This is a genomic window from Thermoactinomyces sp. FSL K6-2592 (assembly GCF_038006465.1).
GTDB lineage: Bacteria > Bacillota > Bacilli > Thermoactinomycetales > Thermoactinomycetaceae > Thermoactinomyces > Thermoactinomyces vulgaris.
This window is the reverse complement of sequence record NZ_JBBOVH010000001.1, coordinates 2,204,729-2,229,054: the sequence shown is the minus strand read 5'-3', so window position 1 is coordinate 2,229,054 and position 24,326 is coordinate 2,204,729. Positions and strand designations below refer to the sequence as shown.

At 46.6% G+C, this 24,326-nt stretch carries 21 protein-coding genes; 14 read left to right on the top strand and 7 right to left on the bottom strand.

Annotated elements, in window-relative coordinates; translation table 11 throughout:
• The first annotated feature begins 95 nt into the window (after positions 1-95).
• The 4 genes from NYE37_RS11520 to NYE37_RS11505 all read left to right on the top strand — a co-directional run bounded on the left by NYE37_RS11520 (position 96) and on the right by NYE37_RS11505 (position 4,036).
• Positions 96-1,304, top strand: a complete 1,209-nt coding sequence (locus tag NYE37_RS11520) for a cell wall-binding repeat-containing protein (protein WP_049719742.1) — start codon at positions 96-98, stop codon at positions 1,302-1,304.
• Positions 1,305-1,386: 82 nt separating this feature from the next.
• Complete coding sequence (locus NYE37_RS11515; protein WP_231564581.1) at positions 1,387-1,821, top strand: BlaI/MecI/CopY family transcriptional regulator; 435 nt, start codon at positions 1,387-1,389, stop codon at positions 1,819-1,821.
• A complete protein-coding gene (locus tag NYE37_RS11510) occupies positions 1,818-2,609 on the top strand; it encodes a M56 family metallopeptidase (RefSeq protein WP_049719743.1) in 792 nt (263 codons plus the stop codon). Before NYE37_RS11515 ends, NYE37_RS11510 begins: the two co-directional genes overlap by 4 nt.
• Before the next feature lie 98 nt (positions 2,610-2,707).
• Positions 2,708-4,036, top strand: a complete 1,329-nt coding sequence (locus tag NYE37_RS11505; RefSeq protein WP_309485139.1) for a hemolysin family protein — start codon at positions 2,708-2,710, stop codon at positions 4,034-4,036.
• Between the two features lie 31 nt (positions 4,037-4,067).
• Here NYE37_RS11505 and NYE37_RS11500 read toward each other — a convergent pair whose 3' ends face one another.
• On the bottom strand, positions 4,068-4,898 hold the full coding sequence (locus NYE37_RS11500) for a sporulation protein (RefSeq protein WP_165489709.1): 831 nt from the start codon (positions 4,896-4,898) through the stop codon (positions 4,068-4,070).
• Between the two features lie 288 nt (positions 4,899-5,186).
• Here NYE37_RS11500 and NYE37_RS11495 point away from each other — a divergent pair, with 288 nt between their 5' ends.
• The 4 genes from NYE37_RS11495 to NYE37_RS11480 all read left to right on the top strand — a co-directional run bounded on the left by NYE37_RS11495 (position 5,187) and on the right by NYE37_RS11480 (position 9,582).
• The gene (locus NYE37_RS11495) at positions 5,187-6,482 is read left to right on the top strand and encodes a homoserine dehydrogenase (protein ID WP_037994340.1); all 1,296 of its coding nucleotides are present in this window, start codon (positions 5,187-5,189) and stop codon (positions 6,480-6,482) included.
• 139 nt (positions 6,483-6,621) lie between these two features.
• Positions 6,622-7,572 carry an ABC transporter ATP-binding protein gene (locus NYE37_RS11490; RefSeq protein WP_037994342.1) on the top strand — a complete coding sequence of 317 codons (951 nt, stop codon included), beginning with the start codon at positions 6,622-6,624 and terminating at the stop codon, positions 7,570-7,572.
• The gene (locus NYE37_RS11485) at positions 7,544-8,317 is read left to right on the top strand and encodes an ABC transporter permease (protein ID WP_037994344.1); all 774 of its coding nucleotides are present in this window, start codon (positions 7,544-7,546) and stop codon (positions 8,315-8,317) included. The genes NYE37_RS11490 and NYE37_RS11485 overlap by 29 nt, the downstream gene beginning before the upstream one ends.
• 239 nt (positions 8,318-8,556) lie before the next feature.
• Entirely contained in the window at positions 8,557-9,582 is a 1,026-nt protein-coding gene (locus NYE37_RS11480; RefSeq protein WP_037994347.1) for an NADP-dependent oxidoreductase, read from the top strand.
• Positions 9,583-9,765: 183 nt separating this feature from the next.
• On the opposite strand, the gene NYE37_RS11475 is transcribed toward NYE37_RS11480, so the two are convergent.
• Positions 9,766-10,422 carry a hypothetical protein gene (locus NYE37_RS11475; RefSeq protein WP_037994349.1) on the bottom strand — a complete coding sequence of 219 codons (657 nt, stop codon included), beginning with the start codon at positions 10,420-10,422 and terminating at the stop codon, positions 9,766-9,768.
• A gap of 479 nt (positions 10,423-10,901) precedes the next feature.
• Entirely contained in the window at positions 10,902-12,221 is a 1,320-nt protein-coding gene (locus NYE37_RS11470) for a helix-turn-helix domain-containing protein (protein ID WP_340712035.1), read from the bottom strand.
• Positions 12,222-12,488: 267 nt separating this feature from the next.
• Between NYE37_RS11470 and NYE37_RS11465 the strand changes: the two genes are divergently transcribed.
• From NYE37_RS11465 to NYE37_RS11455, 3 genes are all read left to right on the top strand, one after another.
• Positions 12,489-12,782 (top strand): hypothetical protein, encoded by a 294-nt coding sequence (locus NYE37_RS11465; protein ID WP_037994354.1) that lies wholly within the window; start codon positions 12,489-12,491, stop codon positions 12,780-12,782.
• A 404-nt stretch (positions 12,783-13,186) separates the two neighbouring features.
• A complete protein-coding gene (locus tag NYE37_RS11460) occupies positions 13,187-13,672 on the top strand; it encodes a transglutaminase-like domain-containing protein (RefSeq protein WP_037994357.1) in 486 nt (161 codons plus the stop codon).
• Positions 13,669-15,270 (top strand): asparagine synthase-related protein, encoded by a 1,602-nt coding sequence (locus tag NYE37_RS11455; protein ID WP_049719744.1) that lies wholly within the window; start codon positions 13,669-13,671, stop codon positions 15,268-15,270. The genes NYE37_RS11460 and NYE37_RS11455 overlap by 4 nt, the downstream gene beginning before the upstream one ends.
• A gap of 52 nt (positions 15,271-15,322) precedes the next feature.
• Here NYE37_RS11455 and dnaI read toward each other — a convergent pair whose 3' ends face one another.
• On the bottom strand, positions 15,323-16,246 hold the full coding sequence (gene dnaI / locus NYE37_RS11450; RefSeq protein WP_037994361.1) for a primosomal protein DnaI: 924 nt from the start codon (positions 16,244-16,246) through the stop codon (positions 15,323-15,325).
• A gap of 175 nt (positions 16,247-16,421) precedes the next feature.
• On the opposite strand from dnaI, the gene NYE37_RS11445 reads away from it, so the two are divergent.
• The gene (locus NYE37_RS11445) at positions 16,422-18,314 is read left to right on the top strand and encodes a terpene cyclase/mutase family protein (RefSeq protein ID WP_049719746.1); all 1,893 of its coding nucleotides are present in this window, start codon (positions 16,422-16,424) and stop codon (positions 18,312-18,314) included.
• A 70-nt stretch (positions 18,315-18,384) separates the two neighbouring features.
• On the opposite strand, the gene NYE37_RS11440 is transcribed toward NYE37_RS11445, so the two are convergent.
• Both NYE37_RS11440 and NYE37_RS11435 read right to left on the bottom strand, forming a co-directional pair.
• Positions 18,385-19,227: a DegV family protein gene (locus NYE37_RS11440; RefSeq protein ID WP_037994364.1), complete on the bottom strand. Its 843-nt coding sequence runs from the start codon at positions 19,225-19,227 to the stop codon at positions 18,385-18,387.
• Between the two features lie 160 nt (positions 19,228-19,387).
• Positions 19,388-19,735 (bottom strand): DUF1904 family protein, encoded by a 348-nt coding sequence (locus NYE37_RS11435; RefSeq protein WP_037994365.1) that lies wholly within the window; start codon positions 19,733-19,735, stop codon positions 19,388-19,390.
• Positions 19,736-20,150: 415 nt separating this feature from the next.
• On the opposite strand from NYE37_RS11435, the gene holB reads away from it, so the two are divergent.
• Entirely contained in the window at positions 20,151-21,179 is a 1,029-nt protein-coding gene (holB, locus tag NYE37_RS11430; protein ID WP_049719747.1) for a DNA polymerase III subunit delta', read from the top strand.
• 96 nt (positions 21,180-21,275) lie between these two features.
• Here the strand turns inward: holB and NYE37_RS11425 are convergent, their stop codons facing one another.
• Positions 21,276-22,934 carry a PucR family transcriptional regulator gene (locus NYE37_RS11425; RefSeq protein WP_037994366.1) on the bottom strand — a complete coding sequence of 553 codons (1,659 nt, stop codon included), beginning with the start codon at positions 22,932-22,934 and terminating at the stop codon, positions 21,276-21,278.
• Positions 22,935-23,069: 135 nt separating this feature from the next.
• On the opposite strand from NYE37_RS11425, the gene ald reads away from it, so the two are divergent.
• Positions 23,070-24,185, top strand: coding sequence for an alanine dehydrogenase (gene ald, locus NYE37_RS11420; protein WP_340712034.1), 1,116 nt, complete (start codon positions 23,070-23,072; stop codon positions 24,183-24,185).
• Positions 24,186-24,326: the final 141 nt, after the last annotated feature.

The following is a 24,326-nucleotide window of genomic DNA, read 5'->3' as shown; positions in this document are numbered from 1 at the left end:
TCTTTTTTGTTGAATCATCCCCGTCAAACTACTACAATGATGTAGTATAAAATGTTTCGACTGTAAAAAGGGGAGAGAAAATGAGGAGAAGACGGATGGTATGGATGGCGATCCTGGCCGTGGCGATGCTGATGGCCGGTTGCGGTTCCCGGGGGCAGGAACCGGACCGGCCGGAAGGCGCCGGACAATGGGTGCTGCAAACCAAGAATGTGACGCGGGTGAATGAGGATGATCCGGTCAAGGCTGCGGTTCTGATTTCCCGGATGATTTGGCCGTCCACGGATGCGCAAAACCGGCCGGGAACGGTATTGATTGCAGAAGCCGGCAAAACCAAACTCAATTTGCCGTCGGTCACTCTGGTGCATCATCCGAATAACGGGCCGCTGTTGTATGCCAAAAAAGATCAGATCCCGCAAGAGACGCTGGATGAAATCAAGCGGCTTCAGCCGGCCGGAAGTTCGATGAATCAGGGAACCCAAGTGATCATGATCGGTTCTTTTGCTCCCAAGGCCAAAAAACAAATCACGGATGCAGGGTACAAAGTGGATGTCATTCACGGGGAAGATCCTGCTGAAATGGTCCGGCAGCTGGACGCTTACTATGCAAAAGTAAACGGGGGAGAGTATCCTAAAAACGTGATTGTCGGTTCGGTCGACCGGCTTGACTACACTTTGCCGGCAGCCGGCTGGATCGCCCATATGCCCGAGCCGTTGCTTTATGTCAGCAAAGATGCGGTTCCGGAAGCCACCCGGCAGGCACTTCAACAACGGAAGGGGCAAGCAAAAATATATTTGCTGGGGCCGGAACAAGTGATTTCCCCCAAAGTGGAAAAAGAATTGCAGTCCTATGGGGAAGTGGTCCGGATTGCAGGAGATGTTCCGGAAGAAAATGCGATTGCCTTTGCCAAATTCAAAGATGAAAAAACCGGATTTGGCTGGGGAGTGACCGAACCCGGGCATGGCTTGACCTTTGTCAAGAGCGGTTCATTGGACACCGCCATTGCTTCGGCTTCGTTTGCCCATCTTGGAAAACATGCCCCCATGCTTGTTTTGGAGGGGAACGATTTATCCGCGGCGCTGCAACAATATTTAACATCACTTCAGCCCGGGTATGAGAAGGAGCCGACCGAAGGCCCTTACAATCACGCCTATCTGATCGGTTCCGAAAAATCGGTTCCGTTTGCGGTTCAAGGGAAAATCGACCGTTTGCTGGAGATTGTGCCCAAAAGCGGCGGGTCCGGACATGAGGAGCATATGCCCATGCAGGGAAACAACGGGCATGGCGAACATATGGGACATCATTAACGAACATGGTTGAAAGAACTCCGGTAGCCGGAGTTCTTTTTTCGATGGAATTTTTCCACCGAAAGGTTCGGAGGCTGATACAATGAAGAAAGAAGGAGAGGAAACGACGATGATGACAGAAGAACAACACAAGATGTTAAGCAAATTATTCGGTCCTTTGGAGCTGGAAGTCCTGAAAATCATTTGGCAAAAAGATTGGCAAACCGTGCAAGAGGTGTTGGATCAATTGCCGGCGCACAAGCATTACGCTTATACAACCATTATGACGGTGATGAACCGCCTCCACCAAAAAAGCGTGTTGAGCCGGAAGAAAAAGGGAAAGAGATATCTTTACAAAGCACGTTATCAACCGGAAGATTTGATCCGTCATTTTTCCTCTCATACGATCCAAGGTATCTTGGATGATTTCGGGGATATTGCGATTGCCCAATTTGTCGATGCGGTGGGCAACGCACCGGACGGACTGAGAAAGTTGAAACAGTTGTTAAATGAGTTAGAGGAAGGGGAACGAAAATGAGTTCGTTCCAAAAGCTTTTTGCCTTTACCGTGGGATGGGGTGTTTTCAACTGGTTTGCGGCCGGATGGATGGATCACTGTTGTGACAGGTTTTTTGGGGAGTCCCGGTGGATCCATCATGATCTTGTGCAGGGGATTTTCATCCTCAGTCTGATGATTTTTTCCGTCCGTTCGGCAACGATTCTGATCCGAACAAAACGAAAGATCAACCAACTGTTAAAATGGCAATCCGATGCCTTTTTCCCGTTGGTTCACCAGATGCAAAAGAAGACCTCAATCCCGTTTAAGGTGGTGAAACATCCTCAGCCTTTTGCCTTTGCGTACGGATGGTTCCGCCCGCAAATTTTGGTGAGTGAAGGAATGATGGAAGCGCTTCATGAGGAAGAGCTGAAAGCCGTGTTGGAACATGAGGTTTATCACTGCAAACAAAGGGATCCGTTAAAAATATGGTTTGCCAAAAGTGCATCTGCCGGGTTTTTTTATTTTCCATTAATCAGAACCTGGTCAAAACAATATGATTTAGAAAAGGAACTGGCTGCCGACCGGCATGCCATCGGGCAATGCGGTTTAAAACCGTTGGCTTCCGCTCTTTTGAAGATTTTGGAACAATCTTCCCCCGTGTCTTCCATTCATGGGTCGGCCGGCTTTTCCTCTGCATGGATGGATGTCAGGATCGACGGTTTCATGAAGAAGACACCAGTGATGAAACAGCAGAAGCGGGATTACTACCTGACCTTGTTGGTACTGGTGATCTTGACGATTTGCCCGGTTTATGATTTCATCAAATGATCAACGCCCATGAGAAAAAATGCGTTATAATAAGATTTGATTTCTTTTTACTTCATGATTTTTGCGGTGTTTAATAGGGGGAAAAAGATTTGGACGAAGTGATAAGTATTATATTGAAATTAATCCTGGTGCTTTTTCTCGTATTTTTAAACGGCTTTTTTGTTGCTGCAGAATTTGCCATTGTCAAGGTAAGAGCGACGCAACTTGCCAATATGAAAGGACGCCGTGCTCAGGTAGCCAAAAAAGTTGTAAAGAACTTGGATGCATACTTGTCAGGAACGCAGTTGGGAATCACCTTGGCTTCGCTTGGATTGGGATGGGTTGGTGAGCCAGCCATTGCAAGAATGATTGAACCGGTGCTTGCTTACTTCGGCATGCCCGGCTGGGTCATTCATACCATTTCCGCGGTGATCGGATTTTTGATCATCACATTTTTGCATATTGTTTTGGGGGAAATGGCTCCAAAATCCCTGGCCATCCGCCAGTCGGAGCAAACAACCTTATGGACGGCAACACCGCTCAATTGGTTTTACAATTTGTTTAAGCCTTTCATCTTTATTTTGAACTCTTCAGCCAATTTGGCGTTGAAAATAATCGGTGTCGATGGAAAAGCGGATCAGCAAGCGCATACGGAAGAAGAAATCCGGATGCTGATCGCGCAAAGCCATAAAAGCGGAGTGATTGACAAAACCGAATTGACGTTGTTTGATAACGTTTTTGACTTTACGGAAAGAATCGCCAGGGAAGTTATGGTACCAAGGGTGAAAATGGTTTGCCTTTTTGAAGGAAATTCGTTTGAAGAAAATTTTGAAATCATAAAAGAAAACCATCATACCCGCTTCCCGGTTTGCGGTCAGGATAAAGACGATATCAAAGGGATAGTGCACATCCGTGATATTTATAAATACATTGCGGAAGGGGAAAAGCCGGATATTTCCCAAATCATCCGCCCGGTGGTGGTGGTGCCGGAAACCATGGAGTTAAAGGATATTTTCCATAACTTGCAAAAGAATCGCGTGGAAATGGCGATTGTTGTGGATGAATACGGCGGAACCTCAGGATTGTTGACAACCGAAGATATCATTGAAGAGATCTTTGGAGAAATCCAAGATGAATTTGATAACGAACTGCCGTTGATCCAAAAAGTCGGAGAAGACACATTGATCGATGCCAGCTTGTTGATCGAGGATGTCAATGAACATTTCAACATTTCGATCGAGGATCCGGATAATGACACCATCGGCGGTTGGCTTTTCTCCGAGCTGGATAAAGTGCCGGAGGAAGGGGATCAAGTATCGTTTGACAAGTGGGTGTTTACCGTCAAAGAGATGGATCAGTTGCGTATTTCCCGGATCATTGTCTCTCCGCTGGATTCAAAGGAACCACATCAAGAAGATGCCATGGAGAAAGCTCCATTGGAATCATGATTGCAAAAAAGGCTTGGCGATGGATTCGTCGTCAAGCCTTTTTCTGATTGATCACCCAGTCCGGGTGTTCATAATGCTCCGACCACTCTCCGGCAAAAGCGCCGATGGACCCGGGGAGAGAACAGTATTTTTTATAAAACATTTCTTTGCTTTGTTGACAGTGCTCCGGATAATACACCATTTCCCATAAAGATGCCTGCAAAAAGTTTTTCAGCCGTTCCGGTTGATTGAACCATTCGCGTTTCAACTTGATTTCCCGGCAAGCCGCCAGAGATGGCAGTTGTACCAACATATAAACCGTTTCCTTTCCGATGGCAACAGCCATTTCTAATTCACGGACTTTCTTTTTCAAAAAAGCAGTGGGATTAAATTCAAACGTTTGCATTTTTCCATCATAGCTGCGGGAGCCGTATTTTTCATGGAACCCCAATTGCTCCAAAGCATTTAACAAAGGTTGAAAAGAACGGGGCGGGGTGATAATGACCGGATCGGTTTTTGTGTATTTCTCACCGGTACCCACTTCCAGCCGGGTGACAAATTGATAGGAGACGGTATAACCGGAAACGAGCAGGTTTGCAGGCAGTCGAAAAGAAAAAGGAAACGTGATTTCTTCCGAGGGACGAACAGAGCATGGAGAATGAAACGGGAATGATGCAATGGAATAGGAATGCACTTGTTGTTCCATCCGGATATGAATCATCAGATCGGTCGCGATCTGGTGGATTTCTTGATCAATGATGCCTCCGCGAACCAATAATTTTCCCTTCACTTGATCTCCCAAATGCACTCGATCCTTTTCCAGAATCAAGTCTGTCTGTGCTCCGCCCTTCCCCATTTTGGCCAATAAGGTTTTAAACATCATAAGCGAAAGAACCCCCTTATTGAAATAGACAAGGACTTCGCCGGTTTTTTTCTCTTTATGCCAAAAAAACGCGCTTTCATGATCTTGTATATAGTAATCTTATCAAATTTATAAGAGAAAAAAATGACAATATTAAGAAGAAACCATCATCTCCTGTTTTTTCTTTTTCATATCGGTTGCTAATTTTTTTTGAATTCGTTATACTGTCTCCATACGGAAAACATATGTATTTCTACGGAGGACAAAACCTTCTTTTGTCCATTGTTTACATCAAGCGGGAGGGAGAATATGGTAAGACAAGCCGTCAAAGTGGGTCTATTGGGATTGGGAACTGTCGGACAAGGGGTCGTGCGGATTATTTCGGATCATCAACAGGATCTGTATAAAGAGACCGGGCTGTATGTGGAAATTCATAAAGTCCTTGTGCAAGACCTGCACAAAAAAAGGGAAACCGATGTGAATCCGGATCAAATGACCCTTCATCCGGGGGAAGTGATTGAAAATCCGGAAATTGATGTGGTGATTGAAGTGATGGGGGGCATTGAACCGGCAAAGGAATATATTCTGACGGCTCTGAAAAGGAAAAAACATGTGGTTACTGCGAACAAGGATTTGATGGCTCTTTATGGGGCGGAGATTTTGCGGGTGGCACAGGAAAATCAATGCGATGTTTATTACGAGGCCAGTGTGGCCGGCGGGATTCCCATTTTGCGGGCTTTAATGGACAGCTTTTCCTCCGACCGGATCCACAAGATCATGGGAGTGGTCAACGGGACGACCAATTACATTTTATCCAAGATGAGCCAAAACAAAGCAAGCTTTGAGAACACTCTTTCAGAGGCGCAAAAGCTGGGGTATGCGGAAGCCGATCCTTCTTCCGACGTGAACGGGTGGGATGCGGCATATAAAATGTCCATCTTGTCCACGCTGGGTTTCCACATCGCTGTCCATCCGGATGAAGTGGATGTGCGGGGGATTACAAAAGTTTCCATGGAGGATATCGAGTTGGGCAAAGATCTGGGCTATGAATTAAAACTGCTGGGTTTGGCCAAACGGGACCACGATAAGGTCGAAGTGAGCGTTCAACCGACATTCCTGTCCCAAAAACATCCGCTCGCTTCCATCGACGGGGTGAATAATGCCATTTTGATCGAAGGGGAAGCGGTCGGGGAAACCATGTTTTACGGCCCGGGGGCAGGTTCATTGCCGACGGCGACATCCGTGGTGTCTGATCTTGTGACGATTATCCGGAATATGAAACTGGGCGTCAACGGGCAAAGAATGGTGGCGCCTTATGAAACCAAACGATTAAAAACCGACCAAGAGAAAGGATCAAAATATTTCTTGCGGCTGGTGGTGGCCGATGAGCGGGGAGTGCTGGCCCGGCTGACTCAACTGTTTGCGGAAAACCACATTTCCATGGAGCAAGTGATTCAAAAACCTTATAACGGAGGTTACCGTGCGGAAATTATTTTGGTGACACATGAAGCGGTCAAAGCCGATTTAAACCGGGTACTTGCCTCCATCCATCAACAGGATGGCATTTCTGAGCTGAAAAGCTGTTACCCGGTGTTGGAAAGATAAGCGGCAAAATTTTTTATCCGGCACCGTTCCTTTGAGAGCGGTGTTTTTGTTTGGTTCGTTCATCAAACGTTTCCTTGTCACTCTGTGCGGTTTTGTTACAATTTGAAAGACAAGGCCGTTGGATGAAGGAGAGAAAAACATGGACCGGCAACCGATACTTGAGATCAAAAATATATCCAAATCGATTGCAAAACAAAAGGTGATTGACCAAGTTTCTTTTGATGTTTACCCGGGAGAGGTGTTTGGCTTGCTTGGCCCGAACGGTGCGGGAAAAACAACGTTGATCCGGTTGATTGTCGGTTTGATGAAGTTGGATCAGGGAGATGTGTTCATTGACGGATATTCAGTCCGCACCCAATTTCAAAAGGCGATCCGGCCGGTCGGCGCCATTGTGGAACGTCCCAAGTGGTATCCCTTTTTAACCGGGTATCAAAATTTACGCCTTTTTGCGCGGATGATGCCGGATGTCGAAAAAGAGCGGATCGATGAAGTAATCGCTTTCCTGGATCTTGGCGATTCCGTTCATGATCCGGTGCATACCTTTTCCCCGGGCATGCAACAACGTTTGGGATTGGCACAGGCGATTCTTTCCAAGCCCCGCCTGTTGATATTGGATGAGCCCGTCAACGGTCTCGATCCCATAGGAATCCGCCGGTTGCGCGATTTATTGGGCAAGCTGGCAAGGGAACAAAAAACGGCCGTGCTCATATCCGGACACTTGTTGTCGGAAATGCAGAGGATGTGTGACCGGTTTGCGGTGATGAATGCGGGAAAATGCGTGGCGGTCCGCTCGCTAAAGAGAGAACCGGACAAGGAAGCGGAGGCAGGTTGGGTCCGTTTTGAAGTGGATTCGCTGGAAAACGTGAAAACCGCCTTACAAGAATTGAATTGGGAAAAGGAATTTGTGCCTGTCCCCAAGGGATTTGAAATCATGTTAAAAAAAGGACAAATTCCGGAGTTCACTGCCGAATTAATGAAACAAGGAGTCAAAGTTTACGGAATCGGGGTGGTTCATCAGACCATGGAAGATCAGTATTTGGAAATGATTGAAGGTGAAGCGGATGGTCCACTGGAACCGGCTTGTACATAATGAGTTGATGAAAATTTTTCTGAGGACCCGTACATCGGTTTTCTTTATAATTCTTTTGCTTGCCGGATTTGTCATGGCGTTTGTCTGTTTGTTTTTGCAATCCGTAAGCGGCATCAAGGAAGATGTCTGGGGATTTTTTCTTACGAACACTTTTCTTTTGCCGGTGGTGGAATTGTTTGCTTTGATCATTGCCGCGGATGCCGTCAGCAGTGAATATGCCTGGGGGACGATGACGTATCTTTGGATTCGCCCGGTTTCCCGTTTGAAAATCTTGTTGTCCAAGTATGCCTCGGTTTTACTCTTGTTGCTGGCAGGGGTTTTGTTGCTGGCGGGGACTTCCGCCTTGTACGGATGGGTTTTTTTCGGTTCACCTGTCCGGGGAGATTCGGGGATGCTTTTGGCGCGTGCCCTGGTGATCTACGGATGCAAGTGGGTGGAAATGGTGATGATGGTGACCATGGCTTTTGCGATTTCGGCCTTGACAACCAAAAATTCGCTGTCCATCGGACTTACCCTGTTTCTGTATTTCACCGGGTATTTTTGGGTGGAATTGCTCCGGGGGTTCGATGTCCAATGGGGAAAATATCTTCTCTTTGCGAATGTGGATTTGGCGAATTATATTTTTGGAGGATTCCCGGCATTTGACGGGATGACCTTGGGCTTCTCATTGGTGATGCTTGCGGTTCACTATGTCTTGTTTATTTTCTTGGCTTGGTGGGGATTTGCGAGAAGAGAGGTGATCTGATTCAACAGGTTGCTTCTCTTCTTTCGGCAAATACCATCCGTCTCCCAATGCTTGATACTTGTCGCGGTTTTTCCGGTGCAGCGGGCAAAAGTCACAACGGCCGCCCGGACGCTGTTTGTAGCACTCAAGGCAACGAATCGGCTGCATCGCGGTCATCACATCCCTTCTCATTTTCATTTTATTTGAAAAGCCGTTTGAATGAAACAGGTTGCGGGAATAATATCGTTATTAAATGTCGAATGAAGGGGGAGTTATCCGTGGGGAAAGAGAGAAACCAAAAAATTTTGCTGGCCAGACGTCCTCAAGGAATGCCGGTGCCTGAAGATTTTGCATGGGTGGAAGAGGAGATTCCTCAACCGTCAAGCGGTGAGGTTCTGGTCAAGACGTTATATCTGTCCGTCGATCCTTACATGCGCGGGAGAATGAACGACCAAAAATCGTATGTACCGCCTTACCGGCTGAATGAAGTGATTACCGGCGGAGTGGTCGGTGAGGTGATTGCATCGGAATCCAAACTGTTTGATGAAGGAGAGATTGTCCTCGGCAATTACGGTTGGCAGAAATTTGCCGTGGCCGGGGAAGATGAATTGACCAAGGTGAATCCGGATCTGGCTCCGATTTCCACCGCTCTCGGCGTTTTGGGCATGCCGGGGCTTACCGCTTATTTTGGACTGATGGAAATCGGACAGCCCAAGGAAGGGGAAACGGTGGTGGTCTCCGGTGCCGCTGGAGCCGTCGGCATGACCGTGGGACAAATTGCCAAAATCAAGGGTTGCCGAGTGGTCGGGATTGCCGGTTCCGGGACGAAAGTGGAATTTTTGAAGAACGAATTGGGTTTTGATGCCGCGATTAACTATAAAAAGACGGACTCCATCCGGGAAGAACTGAAAAAAGCTTGTCCCGACGGGGTGGACATCTATTTTGACAACGTGGGTGGGAACATTTCCGATGCAGTCCTTTCATTATTAAATCATCAGGCCCGGATTCCGCTCTGTGGACAAATCTCCCTGTACAATCTGGAAAAACCGGATATCGGACCGAGAATCCAGCCGCAATTGTTGATTAAAAGCGCTTTGATGAAAGGATTTATCGTTTCCGATTACGCCGACAAATTTGATGAAGGGTTAAAGCAGTTGGCAGAATGGGTAAATGCCGGCCGGCTGAAATATAAAGAAAACATTGTGGAAGGATTCGAAAACACCGTCGATGCCTTTTTGGGGCTGTTTCACGGAGAGAACCTGGGAAAACAGATTGTCAAAGTTTAAAAACCGGTTTGCTTATTATGATCAAAGGGACCGTCGCAGCCGACCGGTCCCTTCCGCTGTGTCAAAAGGGAGTGGCCGAAAGCGGCGTCTCCCTCTTTTTTGGAAGGATTTGAAAAATATGATCATCTGCATACAAAAAAGCCTTTTCTCTGCATCGTGGAGAGAAAAGGCAGGCAAAACGGATTATAAGGATGGATTGCTGTTGCTTTTATTCAAAGGCTGTCCTGTGACTTCCTCGCTGAAGCGGCCCCAAGACTGATTAAATTTTTGAATGAGCGTTTCCGTTTCTTTCTCCAATTTCTTTCTTTCCTGATTTAACGATTCAAATTGGTCTTTGGGAGGCGTATTTTTCTTGGCGATGGCGGTGTAGTAATTTTTATTCGCCGTCAAAATCCCGATATTCACTTCGGCCAGTCTGGATTCACGCTGAACCAGCTGTTTAAACAAATTTAAGGTGTCCTTTGCCATCTGACCTTTGTCACCGGACATTTCTTCCGCTTTTTTCATCAATTGGTCCAGTTGCTTCAGGGCTTTTTCTTCTTCTGTTTGATAGTTGCGAAGTTCAGCGATCACTTGGTCCATATCGCTTAAGAGCGCTTTTAACTCATTGGGATCGGCTTTTCCCGTTTCTTGAATGCTGCGTTGAAATTGGTTCATGCTTTTTTCCATGTTTTTATAATACGTTTCCATCTTGTTCCGGGTATGTTCAGTGTCATTGTGTTGCACGACCAACTGTTCGATCGACTCAACCAGTTGGTGTGAAAGCTGGTAATCGGCGAAGACTGAACAACCGGATGCAAGAAGGAGTGTGCAAACAATCAGCAGAGTTTTTTTCAACATGGTACTTCCCTTCCCTATGATCAAGCAATGATTTTATCATACTGAATGCCTGTGGTGAATTCAATTGAAAAGACTATGGCAAATTTCTCAAAAAAAGTGGAAGAGAAGGGATGCAAATTCGAACCGGGTTACGAATAATATAGTGACCGGTACTTTTCCAATCCGGTCTGGGAAAGGGTAGAGAACATTGACAATTCTGTAAAATTAATATAAACTTTCTATAAAGATCAAATAAAAAAAGCAGCCATTCCCCCAAATGGCTGCGCGAATTTTGTGATCATTCAGGCAAAAAGAAAAGTTGGCTTGGTTTGGAATTATACGGCAGGCGGTTCTCCGTCAAAGAGAAAAGTCATTGTGTTAAACTCCCTTCCTTAAGATTAAGATTGGATTGGAAAAGTACGATCAAACAGCGGGCGGTTCTCCGCCGAAAAGGCGTTTCATCCGGATCCCTCCTTTCCAGGAAAAGGAAGGGAAAGGGGTTACAATTTTCCCTCGCCTTTTTCAAGTAATTGGCAGTAAGTTTGAAAAAATCTGTTTTTATATTTTTCATAAGTGACAGGATCTTCCTCTTCGCAACATTTTGCAAGTTTGACGAGGATTTCCGGTTCAAGGATTTTGAGTGCATGTTTTTCGGAGATCGTGAGTGCTTTTTGCAGGCATTTGCGTGCATCGCCGTTTTTGTTTTGGCGCATGTAGCAATCGCCCAGAGCAATGAGAGCATTGCAGTATTTTAAAGCATCGTTTGTTTTTTGTCCTGTTTGTACGGCATTCTGCAAAGCTTTTTGTGCGAAGGGGATTTTTTTTGTTTTTAAGTATAGCATACCTAGTTTCGTATAGGTAGATACCAACATATTTTTTTTTCCGATTTTTTTTTCTAGTTTTAATGCTGTGCGAAATGCAACTTCTGCTTTGTAATAATCCCCCATGTTTTGATAACAATCCCCGAGCGCCGTCCAGAGCTCAAACGCGCGGTCCACATTTTGGTCCACACGGGCCAGATGCAGGCCTTTGGTGGCATATTCGATAGCCTTTTCATGCAGTTCCTGTTTGCTGAGCAAGGTGGCGTGCACTTCATACATACTGCTGCGGATCTCGATGCTCTCGATATTGTCGACTTCTTTCCACATATCTTCCAAGGTGCGGAAAGCATCTTCATTCCGGTTTAATTTTTCAAGGTAAATCACTTTGCTCATTTTTAAATGGTACACGACATATTCGCGTTCACCGGAGGGGTCATAGGATTCCAACCCTTTTTCAATATAATGGAGGGCTTGATCGATATTGTTCAAATAATAACAACAACGGCCCAGTTCATTGTAGGTTGCGGCTTGCACGTTGGTTGATTTCCAATCGGGATACTGTTTCAGTGTGCTCAACGTTTTCAAAAATTGGGCCTGTGCTTTTTTCCAATGTTTTTTCCGGGCAATGCATTTTCCTTTTAAAAAGAGGTATGTGGGAAGCAAGGGGGAGTTTTTGTCAATCTCGGTTTTCCTGAGTTCTTCCAAACCTTTGTCCGGACCCGCCATGTCGATGTCATGCTCGATCGCGAATAATTTGAATTTCAATTGTTCTTCGCGTTCCTTCTCGTCATCATAAGACTTGGATAACTGCTTGATGTCCAGATCCAGCTTGTTGCATATGTGCAGATATATATCCTCATTCACCACTTCGCCTTTTTCGACTTTGCGGATGGTATGGAGTTTGATCATGTTATCCACCAAATCGCTTTGCCTGAGCCCCAAATCCTTCCGCCTTTTCCGAATGACACGCCCCGCATTCTCATGGTCAAGAGGGAGCAACGAACTCACCTCCGCAAATAAAAAAATTTTTGTTTATTTTCGGTTGTTTTTTTGTTGCTTTTCATGCAAATATGCAAAATCTGAGTGAACATTTTTGCTTTATTTTTATTTATTTATCTAGTTTGGCACAAATCTGCAAAATTCCTTCTATTATTAGTAATTTTGTATCGATTTGCAATGTAAGAAATAGATTTATAAACTATAGTCAGGAAGATGCCGATTGGTTTCAGTGGTTGAAACACCGCAAAATTTTGGGAGGAGTTGCTTATGTTGAAGGTGCAGGTTGAAGGCCAAAAGGAAAAGGTCGGACCATTTTTGTCGGAATTGAGACAACGTTCGCAAATCGAATATTTGCGAGATGAAACCAATTTTCAGGAAAAAGAAGAAATCCGTGTGATTTGTTACGTGGAGCACAAACCGGAGCACCGCATCAAAATGGTGAAATTGTCGACGGGTGACGGGTTGGAAATTCAACTTCCGTTGATCGATGTCATCCAGGTGGAGATGGAAGACGGCAAAAAAATCATTACCGGACGCTCCTTTGACATTTTTGGAACGTAATGATTTTATCATATTGATGGAATGTAAAATTTCTCGTGCTTGTGCGATGGCACGTCATTTCATAGAACCATCAAAAACAAGGATGCACGGCGGAAAAAATGAGAGAGAACCTGTTTACACCTCAACAAAGCTGAAGCGTTGCCCTGGAAAGGACTTTCACGTCCTCCCGGAGGCAACGCTTTCATTCTTCCGCCTTTTTTAACATCCATGGCTGCAAGCGTCCGCTGAAAGGAGTTGTTTATTGAAAGATGTAAAAATTTGCATTAAAATGGAATTAACCGGGGGATTTTTCTTGATGGCTGAATCATGCCAAACCGTTGACAGATAGAGTGATAAGTGAGAGGAAAAGTACAGTAGGGGTTCGGGAATACTGTGCTTTTTTTATGGATTGGAGGCTTTCTTGGGTGAATCTGTATTTTGTTCTTTTGTTTGCCAAGGACCGGGCGGCCAAAGTTCCTCCATTACCGTTCAAGCGGTTGCTCCGGGTGATCGTGATTTCGGTTTGGATGCTTTTGATTTACCGGATTTACGGTTTAAACAAAGCCATGGACCGGCTCAAGTCGATCCGATGCAAAGATCCCGTGCGCATTAAAAATCCGTTGGCGGAATTTTTGTTCGCCAGGCGGGTGATGGTCTGGTCGCAATTTGTGGTGTCCCTGTTGAATGCGGGAAAAATTGATTCTTTCCTCCGTTCCCTGTCATTGTGTGCGTCTCTTAAAAAGTTGGGGATTCCGGCGCAAATGGTGTTGGGGGAAAAAAGTGACGACCATGTGATTGAAAATTTGCATGTCTGGGTTGAACTCCGGCAGATTCCCCTGAATGAATCATGGGAGGTTGAATGGCACTTTCGAGAAATTAAGCGTATTCCGGAAAGGTTTGACGTCCATTGAGAAAATTTGATCCGATCCAGGGATTCATTGATTTCGGTTTTTTTCAGAGTTTTTTCCAATTTTACGGTGAGGTCTGGGGTTATCCGCCCCGGTTGGAACCTTTGATGAAGCTGATCCAAAACAACAACTGGCATGAGGCCAAAAAAGAATTCAAAACATTGTTGAAAGAAGGGCCCGGTTTTTTAAAACAAATCGACGGTGCTTTTATTGTCGTTTATTTTGAAAGGAAAGAAAGAACCGGATTGATTTACCGAAGTTTGTTGTGTAAATATTCCCTTTATCTGCGCCGGACCAGGCGGCAGATCTTTTGGTCCACCCGGATTGAACAGGTACTGGGAGAAGACCGTCCCTATTTGTCCAAAGTGAAAAAGGAAGAACTGGTGGGGTCCTGTTTTGCGGAAGTCCAGGAGCCATCCCAGACCTATTTTCGGGATATCAAAAAGCTGCCGGCCGGGCACATGATCCGCGTCCACCGGGAGAATGAAGAGATGACCCTGTTTGACCAATTGCGTCCCCGGCCGGATTATGCCAAGTTAAAATGGGACCAAGCGGCGGATTTGGTGATCGAAATCCTGACCCAAACGATCCAGGACCGGATTGAACCGGCCGACCGGGTGGGGGTTTTGCTGAGCGGAGGCATTGATTCCTCGGCGATTCTCATGATGTTAAAATCCTGCCAGATCCCGGTCGTTGCGTATCATTGGGGATGGCGCGGCGAAAAGTCCAAGGTCCGTTTCAGCGCGGAAAAGGTGACACGATTGGCGAATGTCCCGCTCATTATCCTTGAACCGGGGGATTTGAAGGCGTTAACAAAAGATGCCAACCAATTTTATTTGCCGTATCCCGGCTTGGATTACCTGATGATCAAAGAAGCCCGCAGGCAAAGCCAAAAGGACGGGATCAACCTGCTTGCTTCCGGGTATTTTGGCGACTATATTTTCGGCTATGACGGAACCGGACGCTTTTCCAAGCGGATATGGAACAAAACGTTATCCAGACGGCTGATGGAAAAGCTGGGAATGCTTCGCCCGACGTGGGCCAATCATCCGGAAGACATCCCGATTCCGCTTTTTTTTACCGACAAGGCGGCAAAAGAAGCCAAAAATTATCTAGGCTCGCTGAAAGAAAAAACCAGTGCCCGGCAAGCGATGGGGTATTCATTAAACCGGGACAAGGAGTCCCTTATTCAGTTGCATCAATTGTCCCCGCATCAAATGAACATGTTGTTTCCCTTTGTCAGCAGAAAACTGATGGAAATCGCCATTTCCCTGCCTTCTGAAATGAAAGTGCTGTTTCGCGGGGGGCAATGGATCGAAAAACCGGTGTTGAGACAGGCGTTTTTTGATTGGCTGCCGGGTGAAGTGATTGCCTATGTGCCCCGGCAGTACCGGGTGTTGCCGATGGAGGCCCGTTTTTTGCTGAAGCACCGGGAACAAGTCAAAGAATTGCTGGATGAAGACTCGATCTTGGCGGATTGGGGAATCATCCATTGTGAACGGCTGAAAGAATGCCTGGAACACCAGCGGTTGCTGATGTTGTCGACCAAAGGGCTGATTTGGGCATTCATGACAGAAATATGGCTCCGCTCTTTGTTGTGACCTTCATCAGAAAGCTCCTTCTCACGGGAAAGGGGTTTTTGATGAAGGTTTTTCATTCAGCGGGATAGCGCCGGTTTCGTCCCTGAACCAACACCGGTTGCACAAAAGGACGAATTCGTTCCATCAACCGCTTGGCTTTTAAAATTTCCCATCCGCCTTTTGCCGTATAGCTGAAGTGTTCTTCCAACTCATCCAATGTCATGTTGGATGTATAGATGGTCGGCCGTTGGTCCGTCATCCGTCTTTGTAAAATGACGGAAAGCACTTCGTCCCTCAGCCAGGGGGTCAAGGACTCGGCGCCGATATCGTCCAGGATCAGGACTTGCGTGGTTTTTAACGCCTCGATTTTCCGGCTGATTTGATTATCGGCAATGGATGCTTTCAATTCTTCGACCAAGGCGGGGAAATGAACCATGATCGAAGAGATGTTGTGTTTGGCCAATTCATTGGTGATCGCACCGGCAATGTAGCTTTTGCCCACCCCAAACGCCCCGTATAAATACAGGCCGTAAGAAAGAGGGGATTCTTTGAAACTGATGCAGTAATCCATGGCGGTCAAAATGGCTTTGTTCCGTTCCGGGTGGTCGTAGTCAATCTGCTCAAACGTCGATTGTTGAATTTCTTTGGCGATGTAATGGCTTTGAATCAGCGATTTTTGTTTTTCCGATTTCCATTTGCTGCATTCATGCATGGTCAGGTCCAGATAACCGCCATACTCTTCCAGTTCCGGGTAATGTCCCTTCATCATGTTGGGGCATCGGTCCAGCCCCGGACATTGTTGGCAATTGGAACGTTCCATCACAAATTGCTGAAGGAAGGAGAAAGAACGCTGATAAACTTCTGTCGGAAGTTCAGGATGTTGCTTCCTGAATTCTTCGACCAGCGGAAATTGAAGCAGGAGCTTTAACTGCCGTTCTTTGTCGACCGCTTTTACGTTTTTGCCCACCGGAACCATCACATTGTTGATCCGTTTCATCACGAACCTTCCTCCTGCAATCGATGTTGATCGTAATCTCTATTCTATCAGGAAACGGAATAGATTTTTACTCTAAAATCAGGAAAATATCATGGAAAATTCCATTCTCAAATTTTAGTCATTTGTCATCGCGCCCTGAATATGTTTTAACTAGCAGGAATGAAGGAGCAGTGCGATGCAAAGTCAATGGATTCTTCATGTTCAAGCGATGATTCACCGGTTGAAAAAAGAGTTGATCCAAAAACAGAACCCGGATGGAACGTGGCCGTTTTGCTTTGAAAATGGAATTGGGACCGACGCGTATTATGTCCTGTTGCATCAAGTGTTAAAGCGTCCTGACCCCGGCACCTTGGCGCCGGTTTTGGAACGCATTCTGGACAAACAAACCGGTGATGGAACCTGGAAAGCGTTTCCGGATGAGAAGGAAGGGAATGTTTCCGCCACTTTGGATGCCTCCCTTGCGCTTTTGTATTCCGGGGTGAAAACGCCCGATGATCCTTCGCTCAAAAGAGCGCGCGACTTCCTGCTTTCCCGCGGCATGGAAACGAAAGCGGGCTCCTTGACGCAAGTGGTTCTGGCATTGCTTGGGCACCGGAGTTGGTCGCGCATCACCAAACTGCCGGTTGAGTTTTTTCTGTTGCCGGCCGCAAGCCCTGTCAATTTTTTTGATTTCGTGGGATATGCGCGTGTTCACATCGCTCCCGTCATGTTGGCGTCCGATCAGGATTTTTACATTCATCTCAAAGGTTATCGGGAAGTGGAAGACTGGTTGCCTTCTTCTTTTCGGACGTATATGGAACGCATGCACCCGGATTATTTTTGGACCAAAGAGGATTTGCTTCCCGCGGTGGAAACAACGGCTTATTCCACGTTTTTTAAGAAGAATGTCCATCAGCGGGCCCTTTACTGGGGAGAGAACTTTTTGCTTTCCCGCATTGAAGAAGACGGGACGCTGTACAGTTATATGACCAGTACCTTTTTGATGATTTTTGCTTTGTTGTCTCTCGACTATCCGCCTGATCATCCGTTGATCCAAAAGGCAATGGAAGGATTGGACCGGATGATTTTTCCTCTTCAAGAGGGCGCTCATTTGCAGGAGGCAACTTCGACGGTTTGGGACACTTCCCTGGTGATGACGGCATTGCAAAATGCGGGCCTTTCGCCCGGGCATGGTGTGATACAGAAAGGAAGAAATTATCTTTTGTTAAAACAGCATACATCGTGCGGAGACTGGTGTTTAAAGAATCGTTATGCGATTCCGGGCGGATGGGGATTTTCCGACACCAATACGATCAATCCGGATGTGGATGATACGGTTCAATGTTTGCATGCAATTGCTCCGGCTGTCCGGGAAGGCTGGGCGCAGGATGAATGGAAACGGGGATTGCAATGGTTGTTGAGCATGCAAAACCGGGATGGCGGATGGCCTGCTTTTGAACGAAACACGAACAAGATGTGGCTCAAGTTGTTGCCTGCCCGCAATGAAAAAAGAGTTTGGGGCGACCCGTCCACTGCGGATCTGACCGGACGCGTTTTGCATTTTTTGGGATCGGAGCTTGGCTGGACCATCGACCGCCCCGAAGTCAGGCGGGCATGGAGTTGGCTTTATCATCACCAGAATTCCGACGGTTCTTGGTTTGGCCGATGGGGCGTTTCCTATATTTATGGAACTTGGGCGGCGCTGAAAGGACTGGCTGCGGTGGGAGTGCCCGAAACCCATGTTTCCGTGCAAAAAGGGATTCGGTTTTTACTCTCCAAGCAACGTCCCGACGGGGGATGGGGAGAATCTTGTTACAGTGATGCGGAGGACCGGTTTGTTCCCCTTTCGTTTTCGACTCCGGTGCAAACGGCTTGGGCATTGGATGCTTTGATCGCCTACCATGACCATCCGACACCGGCGATTGAAAAGGGGATGGCTTGTTTGTTGGAAATGATGGAGAAACGTGGGGAAGAATGGTCTTATCCGGCGGGAGCGGGTCTTTCCGGGCAGTTTTATGTGTATTACCACAGCTATCCGTATGTTTGGCCTTTAATGGCGATGACACATTATCTGCAAAAATATAGTTGAGAGGGGACCCGCCCTTTTTTTGTGCAAAAAACATCCACTCCTGAAAACACAGAAAGTGGATGAGGTCATGTCAATCCTGGGGATGGATGACGATGCCCAGCAAACCGGGGCCGGCGTGGACAGCCAGAGTGGGGCTGATCCATCCCAGATAAGTTTCGGAAACATTTCCGGCGTTTTTCACTTGATTCAACAGCGCTTCGGCTTCCTTTTCAGCTTGGGTGTGCAACACGGCAATCCGGGCGCGTGTGGAAGACAGATGCTCGTAAACGGGGGCCATCAGCTTTTTGAGGGCTTGTTTTTTTCCGCGTGCCACCGAGTGCGTGTGCAGTTTTCCTTCCGAATCAAAAGTGATGACGGGTTTGATGGAAAGCATCGATCCGAGAGACTTGGCCACTTTCCCGATTCGCCCGCCTTTTTGCACGTATTGGAGCGTGTCCAGGATAAAATAGGCCTTAATTTTTTCTTTGGTTTCGTGGATCTTCCGGATGATTTCCTCATAATTCTTTGTTTTTTGGATCAGCCGGGCCGTTTCCAGCACCAAAAATCCCAGTATCCAAGAAACCCCTTTGGAATCAATGACATCGATCTTCATGCCGGAAATCTCTTGTGCACACAAACGGAAGGTGTTGTGGGTGCCACTGAGGGAAGCGGAGACTGTCAGAACGATGCAGTGGGTATATCCCTGCTCTTGTAAAGAGTGATAGATCCGGGTGATATCTTCGGGGGAAGGCATGGATGTTTTGGGGACTTCGTGTTCGAGGCGGTTTATGATATCCCGGGAAGTGATATCGATTCCATCGCGGAATTCTCCGCCGGAATAATGGATGCGAAGCGGGACAACGTGAATGTTGAGTTTTTCAACCATTTCACAGGGTAAATCACAGGTGCTGTCTGTGACCAATGCAATTTTCATTCAATAACCTCCTTAAAGTACTTTCAGTATACGGGGTTCGGCTTTCTGTTTGCAAGAAAAATAATATTAGATATAAAAAGAAATTTATATTTTATATGAATATATGGGCAAAAAATCAGCTCACCTGTGATACCAGGTGAGCTGACCGGATCGATGCTCCTCAGTATGAATGCAGGAAGGGGGGAGAAGGAATGTTCTCCAGAGGTTGTCCGTTCTTGTAATAGAGGGAGGGAGAGAGGAGAATGAAAAAAATGTGTGTATTTGAAAAACCTTTTTCTTCCAATAATTGATGGAGTTTGGCAACCAATTGGTCATGCACTTTTTTGTCCCGGGGAAACATCAGGATTTCCAGTGAACGCGGTGACTGGATAATCGGTTCGACCTGAAGCAATTCAATTTTTACTTTTTCTTCAGGGACTTGTGCCATTTTGGCAAAGTCGGTGACAATTTGCGGGGCCAATTGCTTCAGGGTTTCCTTCGGAAAACCTTTAAAACGTAAAAAAGGCATAATTCATTTCCTTTCTATGTTGTTTAATCAGGTCCCATTGTAGTTTTATCATAAATTTGCATGGATTGTTGCGGTTTGTTTTGGGTGGAATTTAGCTGTGCAGGCCGCTAATTAGATTGTACCGATCGTCTTTTCCGCGAATCAAGGTTTCTTTGCTCCGCTGGTTCCGGCTTAAGCAATAATATTTCGGGTTACTAAAATTTATCAATACAAAACAAAAAAGTGCTTGGTTTTTATCGGAAACAAAGAGAATTCTGCCAAATGCCAACGGGTTTTGTCGATCCGGGAACGGGCGGGTTCAATGGATGGTTGTCTCCCGGAGGCCATGTGCGGATCTTTTTAATGATCGCTTGATTTTTGTGCGTGGAAAATGCAAAGATGAATGAAGAGAATGTTCGCGCGGGGAGGCGTTGCCATGTCTTTTGAAAATTCCCTGCAACCTCATCTGGCAGAGGTGCTGAAAAACGCGATCCAACGAAACCGGTTGGCGCATGCATATATTTTTTACGGCCCCAAAAACACGGGGAAAAGAGAAATGGCTTTGGAACTGGCCAAAGCCGCCAATTGTGAACGGAATGAAGCGGATGCCTGCGACCGGTGTCCTTCTTGCATTCAAATTGCGCAAGGCAATCATCCGGAAGTGTTGAAGATCCTTCCGGAGGGAAATGTAATCAAAATTGCGCAGTTGAGACAGTTGCAATCGCGTTTTCGTTACAGCGCCCCGGAAGGCGTGACCCGGTTCGCCATCATCGAGGAAGCCGAAAAAATGAGGGATGAAGCCGCCAACAGCTTGTTGAAATTTTTGGAAGAACCGCAATCCGCCATGGTGGTCATTCTCATCACCAGGCATTTGTCCGATGTGATTCCAACCATCAAATCCCGTTGCCAATTGGTCCGTTTTTCCGAGATTCCGCCATCGGTCAAAAAAGAACAGCTTTTGAAAAAGGGGATTCCGGAGGAACTTGCCGGCGTCTTTGCCCGACTTTCCGGTTCATTGGAAACGGATGGCGAAGCGTATGACGACCGGAAAATCAAACACTATGCGTCCGTGGTGCATCAGGTGAAAGAGTGGGGGGGCCGGATTTTGTCAGGCAGTCCTGATGCATTGCTCACCCTTTCCGAATCGTGGCTGTTGGATGAAGTGAAGGAAGAGAGAGCTTGGTTTTTGTTGGATGTGTTGCTTTTGTATTACCGGGACATTTTGATGAATTCATTGAAAGGGGAGACGGAAATTTTTCGCGATTCCGGGATCGAACGTTTGAGCATGAGGCATTCTCCCGGGAAAATCATGCTGGCGATGGATAATGTCCTGATTGCCCGCCGTCTTTTGGTCAGACCGCAGCTAAACTGGCAAGGCATCTTTGAACAAATGATCGTGGCCGTGTCGGAGGAACGGTTGAGTATGAAAAACGGCTGGGAACTCATTCCGTTGTCCAAAGTTTAACAACGGACAAGCAGTTTCCGATCATCCGGAGAAAAACGGACGCGTTTTTTGGATTCCACAGGGGACCAAAGGACGCGTCCGGTTGTTTTCGGGAAGCTATTTTTTCGTGTTTTCGCCACGGCTTGTCAGTAATTCCGGATAGATCAACTGGCATGCTTTCAACGCGGTCTGCAGCGTCAGCTGATTTTCTGTGGTCAAAAAGCCGTCCCCCAATAATTCTTGAAGTTTCTCTAACCGGTAATAGAGCGATTGGCGTGCGATGTACAGATGGTCGGCGGCTGCTTTTTTGGATCCGTTGTGATCCAGGTAAACTTTGAGCGTGTAGAGCAAATGGCTGTTTCTTTTCTGGTCGTGTTCGATGACCGGTCCCAAATGTTGATGGATAAAGTTTTTTAATTGCTGGTCTTTATCTTTTAAATTCATGATCAGCTGGAAAACGCCCAATTCATCATAAAAGGTGAATTCACTGCTTTGGCGGGCGTTCAGATCCAAAACCTGGCGGGCTTCCTGATAACTTTGGCTGATGGAAGCAAACCCGTTGTAACGTTGTCCCACCCCGGCTTTGAACAGGAAACCGGACTGTTTTTTTAATTGTTTCAACAGCTTTGAAACGCGGGATTTCCAAGAGAAATCAGATTCCAGATCGAATGCGATGATGGCGATCTTTTGGTTGCTCCGGGTGATCAGCGGATAAAAGTGATGTTGCTCAAAAATGGCGCGGATGATGATCGGAAAATCGTATTGCAGATATTCCTCCACTTCCCGCCGTTCTTGTTTGGTTTCGGCGCGGGGAAGCCACTCGATCAGGCAGACAAAGCTTTTTTTATGGTTCAGTCCGTAAAAATCGGCCCCCAAATGATGGTGGATTTGGGATTCGTCGAGCCGGTTGTGAAGCAGATCATCCACCCATACATTTTCAGAGTGCAACCGTCTTTCTTCCATATACCGTTTGCGCAAAAGATCTTGAGCAATCGCCAAGGAGGTCCAATCCAAAATCAAAAATTCGTAACGGGTTGGCTTTTGTTTCAAAATCATGCCGATGTGTGCCCAGGTTTGTCCCATGGCACTTACCGGCTGCAGCAGGATATATTGATTTTGAAACGGCCAATACCGGGCCGACCGGTGTTCTGATGTTTCCATGCCGGGAGCCGTCCGTTTATCTTTTAAAAACTGAATGAGTTCGGTTTCTTTTTCGGGTTCCATTTTTGGAAATACAGAAGGCTGATCTTTAAAAGGCAGATAGAGAATGGGTGAATGGGTTTTGTGATACAGCATTTTTAAAATTTTGTTGGTGCCGTTGGGTTCCAGGCTCAAGCGGTGCAACTCACGGGACAGGGCTTCCAGGTTTTTCAGTATCTGAAAATGTTTGTTGATGAGAACGGAATGCAAATCTTGTGTGATATCCACAAAGCGGATGTCGTTGGGAAACACGATCAACGGAAAGTCATGCCGGTTGGCAATTTGAATCAGGTCATCCGGGATCGTGTGAAAGTAGTATCCCAGTTCCAAGCATAAACAGGAAGCATTGAGCCGGATCAATTTTTCCAGATAACGGGCGGGAGAAGCCGAAGAAGATTGAAAATGGATGCCTGTGGCCAGAATCATTTCTTCGCCGTTGATCAACGTGTCAAACTCGGAAACTTCCAAAATATGAACCCACCGGACCCGCCGGTTCAACCCGTTATGGCCTGCAACCACCTTGGCCTCGGCAAATGTCGGACGTTTCAGGATATCTTGCAAAATGAGTGATGCCAATGTGATTCACCTTCTGTGGATAGAGTGTAAGAAAAGGGCGGACAGATTTATGACATGGTGTCTATTGGAACCGCTTTAATAAATAATTTATACTGGAGGCGTACGAATTACAAACGGAAATTAAAGGTGATATTCATGATTATCGGTGTACCCAAGGAAATAAAAAATAATGAAAACCGGGTGGGTTTGACCCCTGCGGCGGTTGCTTCTTATATCAATCACGGGCATGAAGTGTTGATAGAAACCACGGCCGGTGAAGGAAGCGGATTCACGGATCAGGATTATGTGGATGCCGGCGCCAAAATCGTTGGCTCCGCCAAAGAGGCGTGGGCGGCAGATATGGTTGTGAAGGTAAAAGAACCATTGCCGGAAGAGTACCAATATTTCAGAGAAGGATTAATCTTGTACACTTATTTGCATCTGGCCGCCGCTCCCGAACTGACGGAAGCATTGGTGAAAAACAAAGTCGTGGCCATCGCTTATGAAACCATCCAATTGGAAAACCGTTCCCTGCCTTTGTTAACCCCGATGAGTGAAGTGGCGGGAAGAATGTCCGTTCAAATCGGAGCGCAATATCTTGAAAAAGTAAAAGGCGGAAAAGGAATTCTTTTGGGCGGCGTTCCTGGCGTATTGCCCGGTGAAGTGGTCATTATCGGCGGCGGCGTCGTCGGAACCAACGCAGCCAAAATGGCAGTTGGTATGGGAGCCAATGTGACATTGCTGGACATCAATGCCAACCGTTTGCGGGAATTGGATGATCTGTTCCAAGGCAAAGTGAACACCCTGATGTCCAACCCGTACAACATTGCCGAAGCAGTGAAAAAAGCAGACCTGCTGATCGGAGCGGTTCTCATTCCGGGAGCCCGTGCACCGCGCTTGGTGACCGAAGAAATGGTGAAACAAATGAAACCGGGATCGGTCATTGTGGACGTTGCCGTAGACCAAGGCGGATCAATTGAAACCGTGGACCGGATCACCAACCATGATGAACCGACCTATGTCAAACACGGAGTCCTTCATTATGCCGTGCCCAATATTCCGGGGTCGGTACCGCGTACCGCCACCATGGCTTTGTCCAATGTCACCGTCAATTACGGATTGCAAATTGCGGATAAAGGATATCGCCAAGCGGCCTTGGACAACCCGGCACTGGCCAAAGGATTGAATACGTTGGAAGGAAAAGTCACCTGCCTTCCGGTGGCCCGTGATCTCGGCTACGAGTTTGTTGATGTGATGAATTTGTTGAAATAAAGTGAAAAAGAGTGAAAAAAGCTGTGCAGATCTTCTGCACAGCTTTTTTTGACGGAGGAAAGAGGGATGGCGTGTATTGACCCATACTTTGGGACAAGCTATGATGATAATAATTCTCATTATCAATATCACGATTGCGGT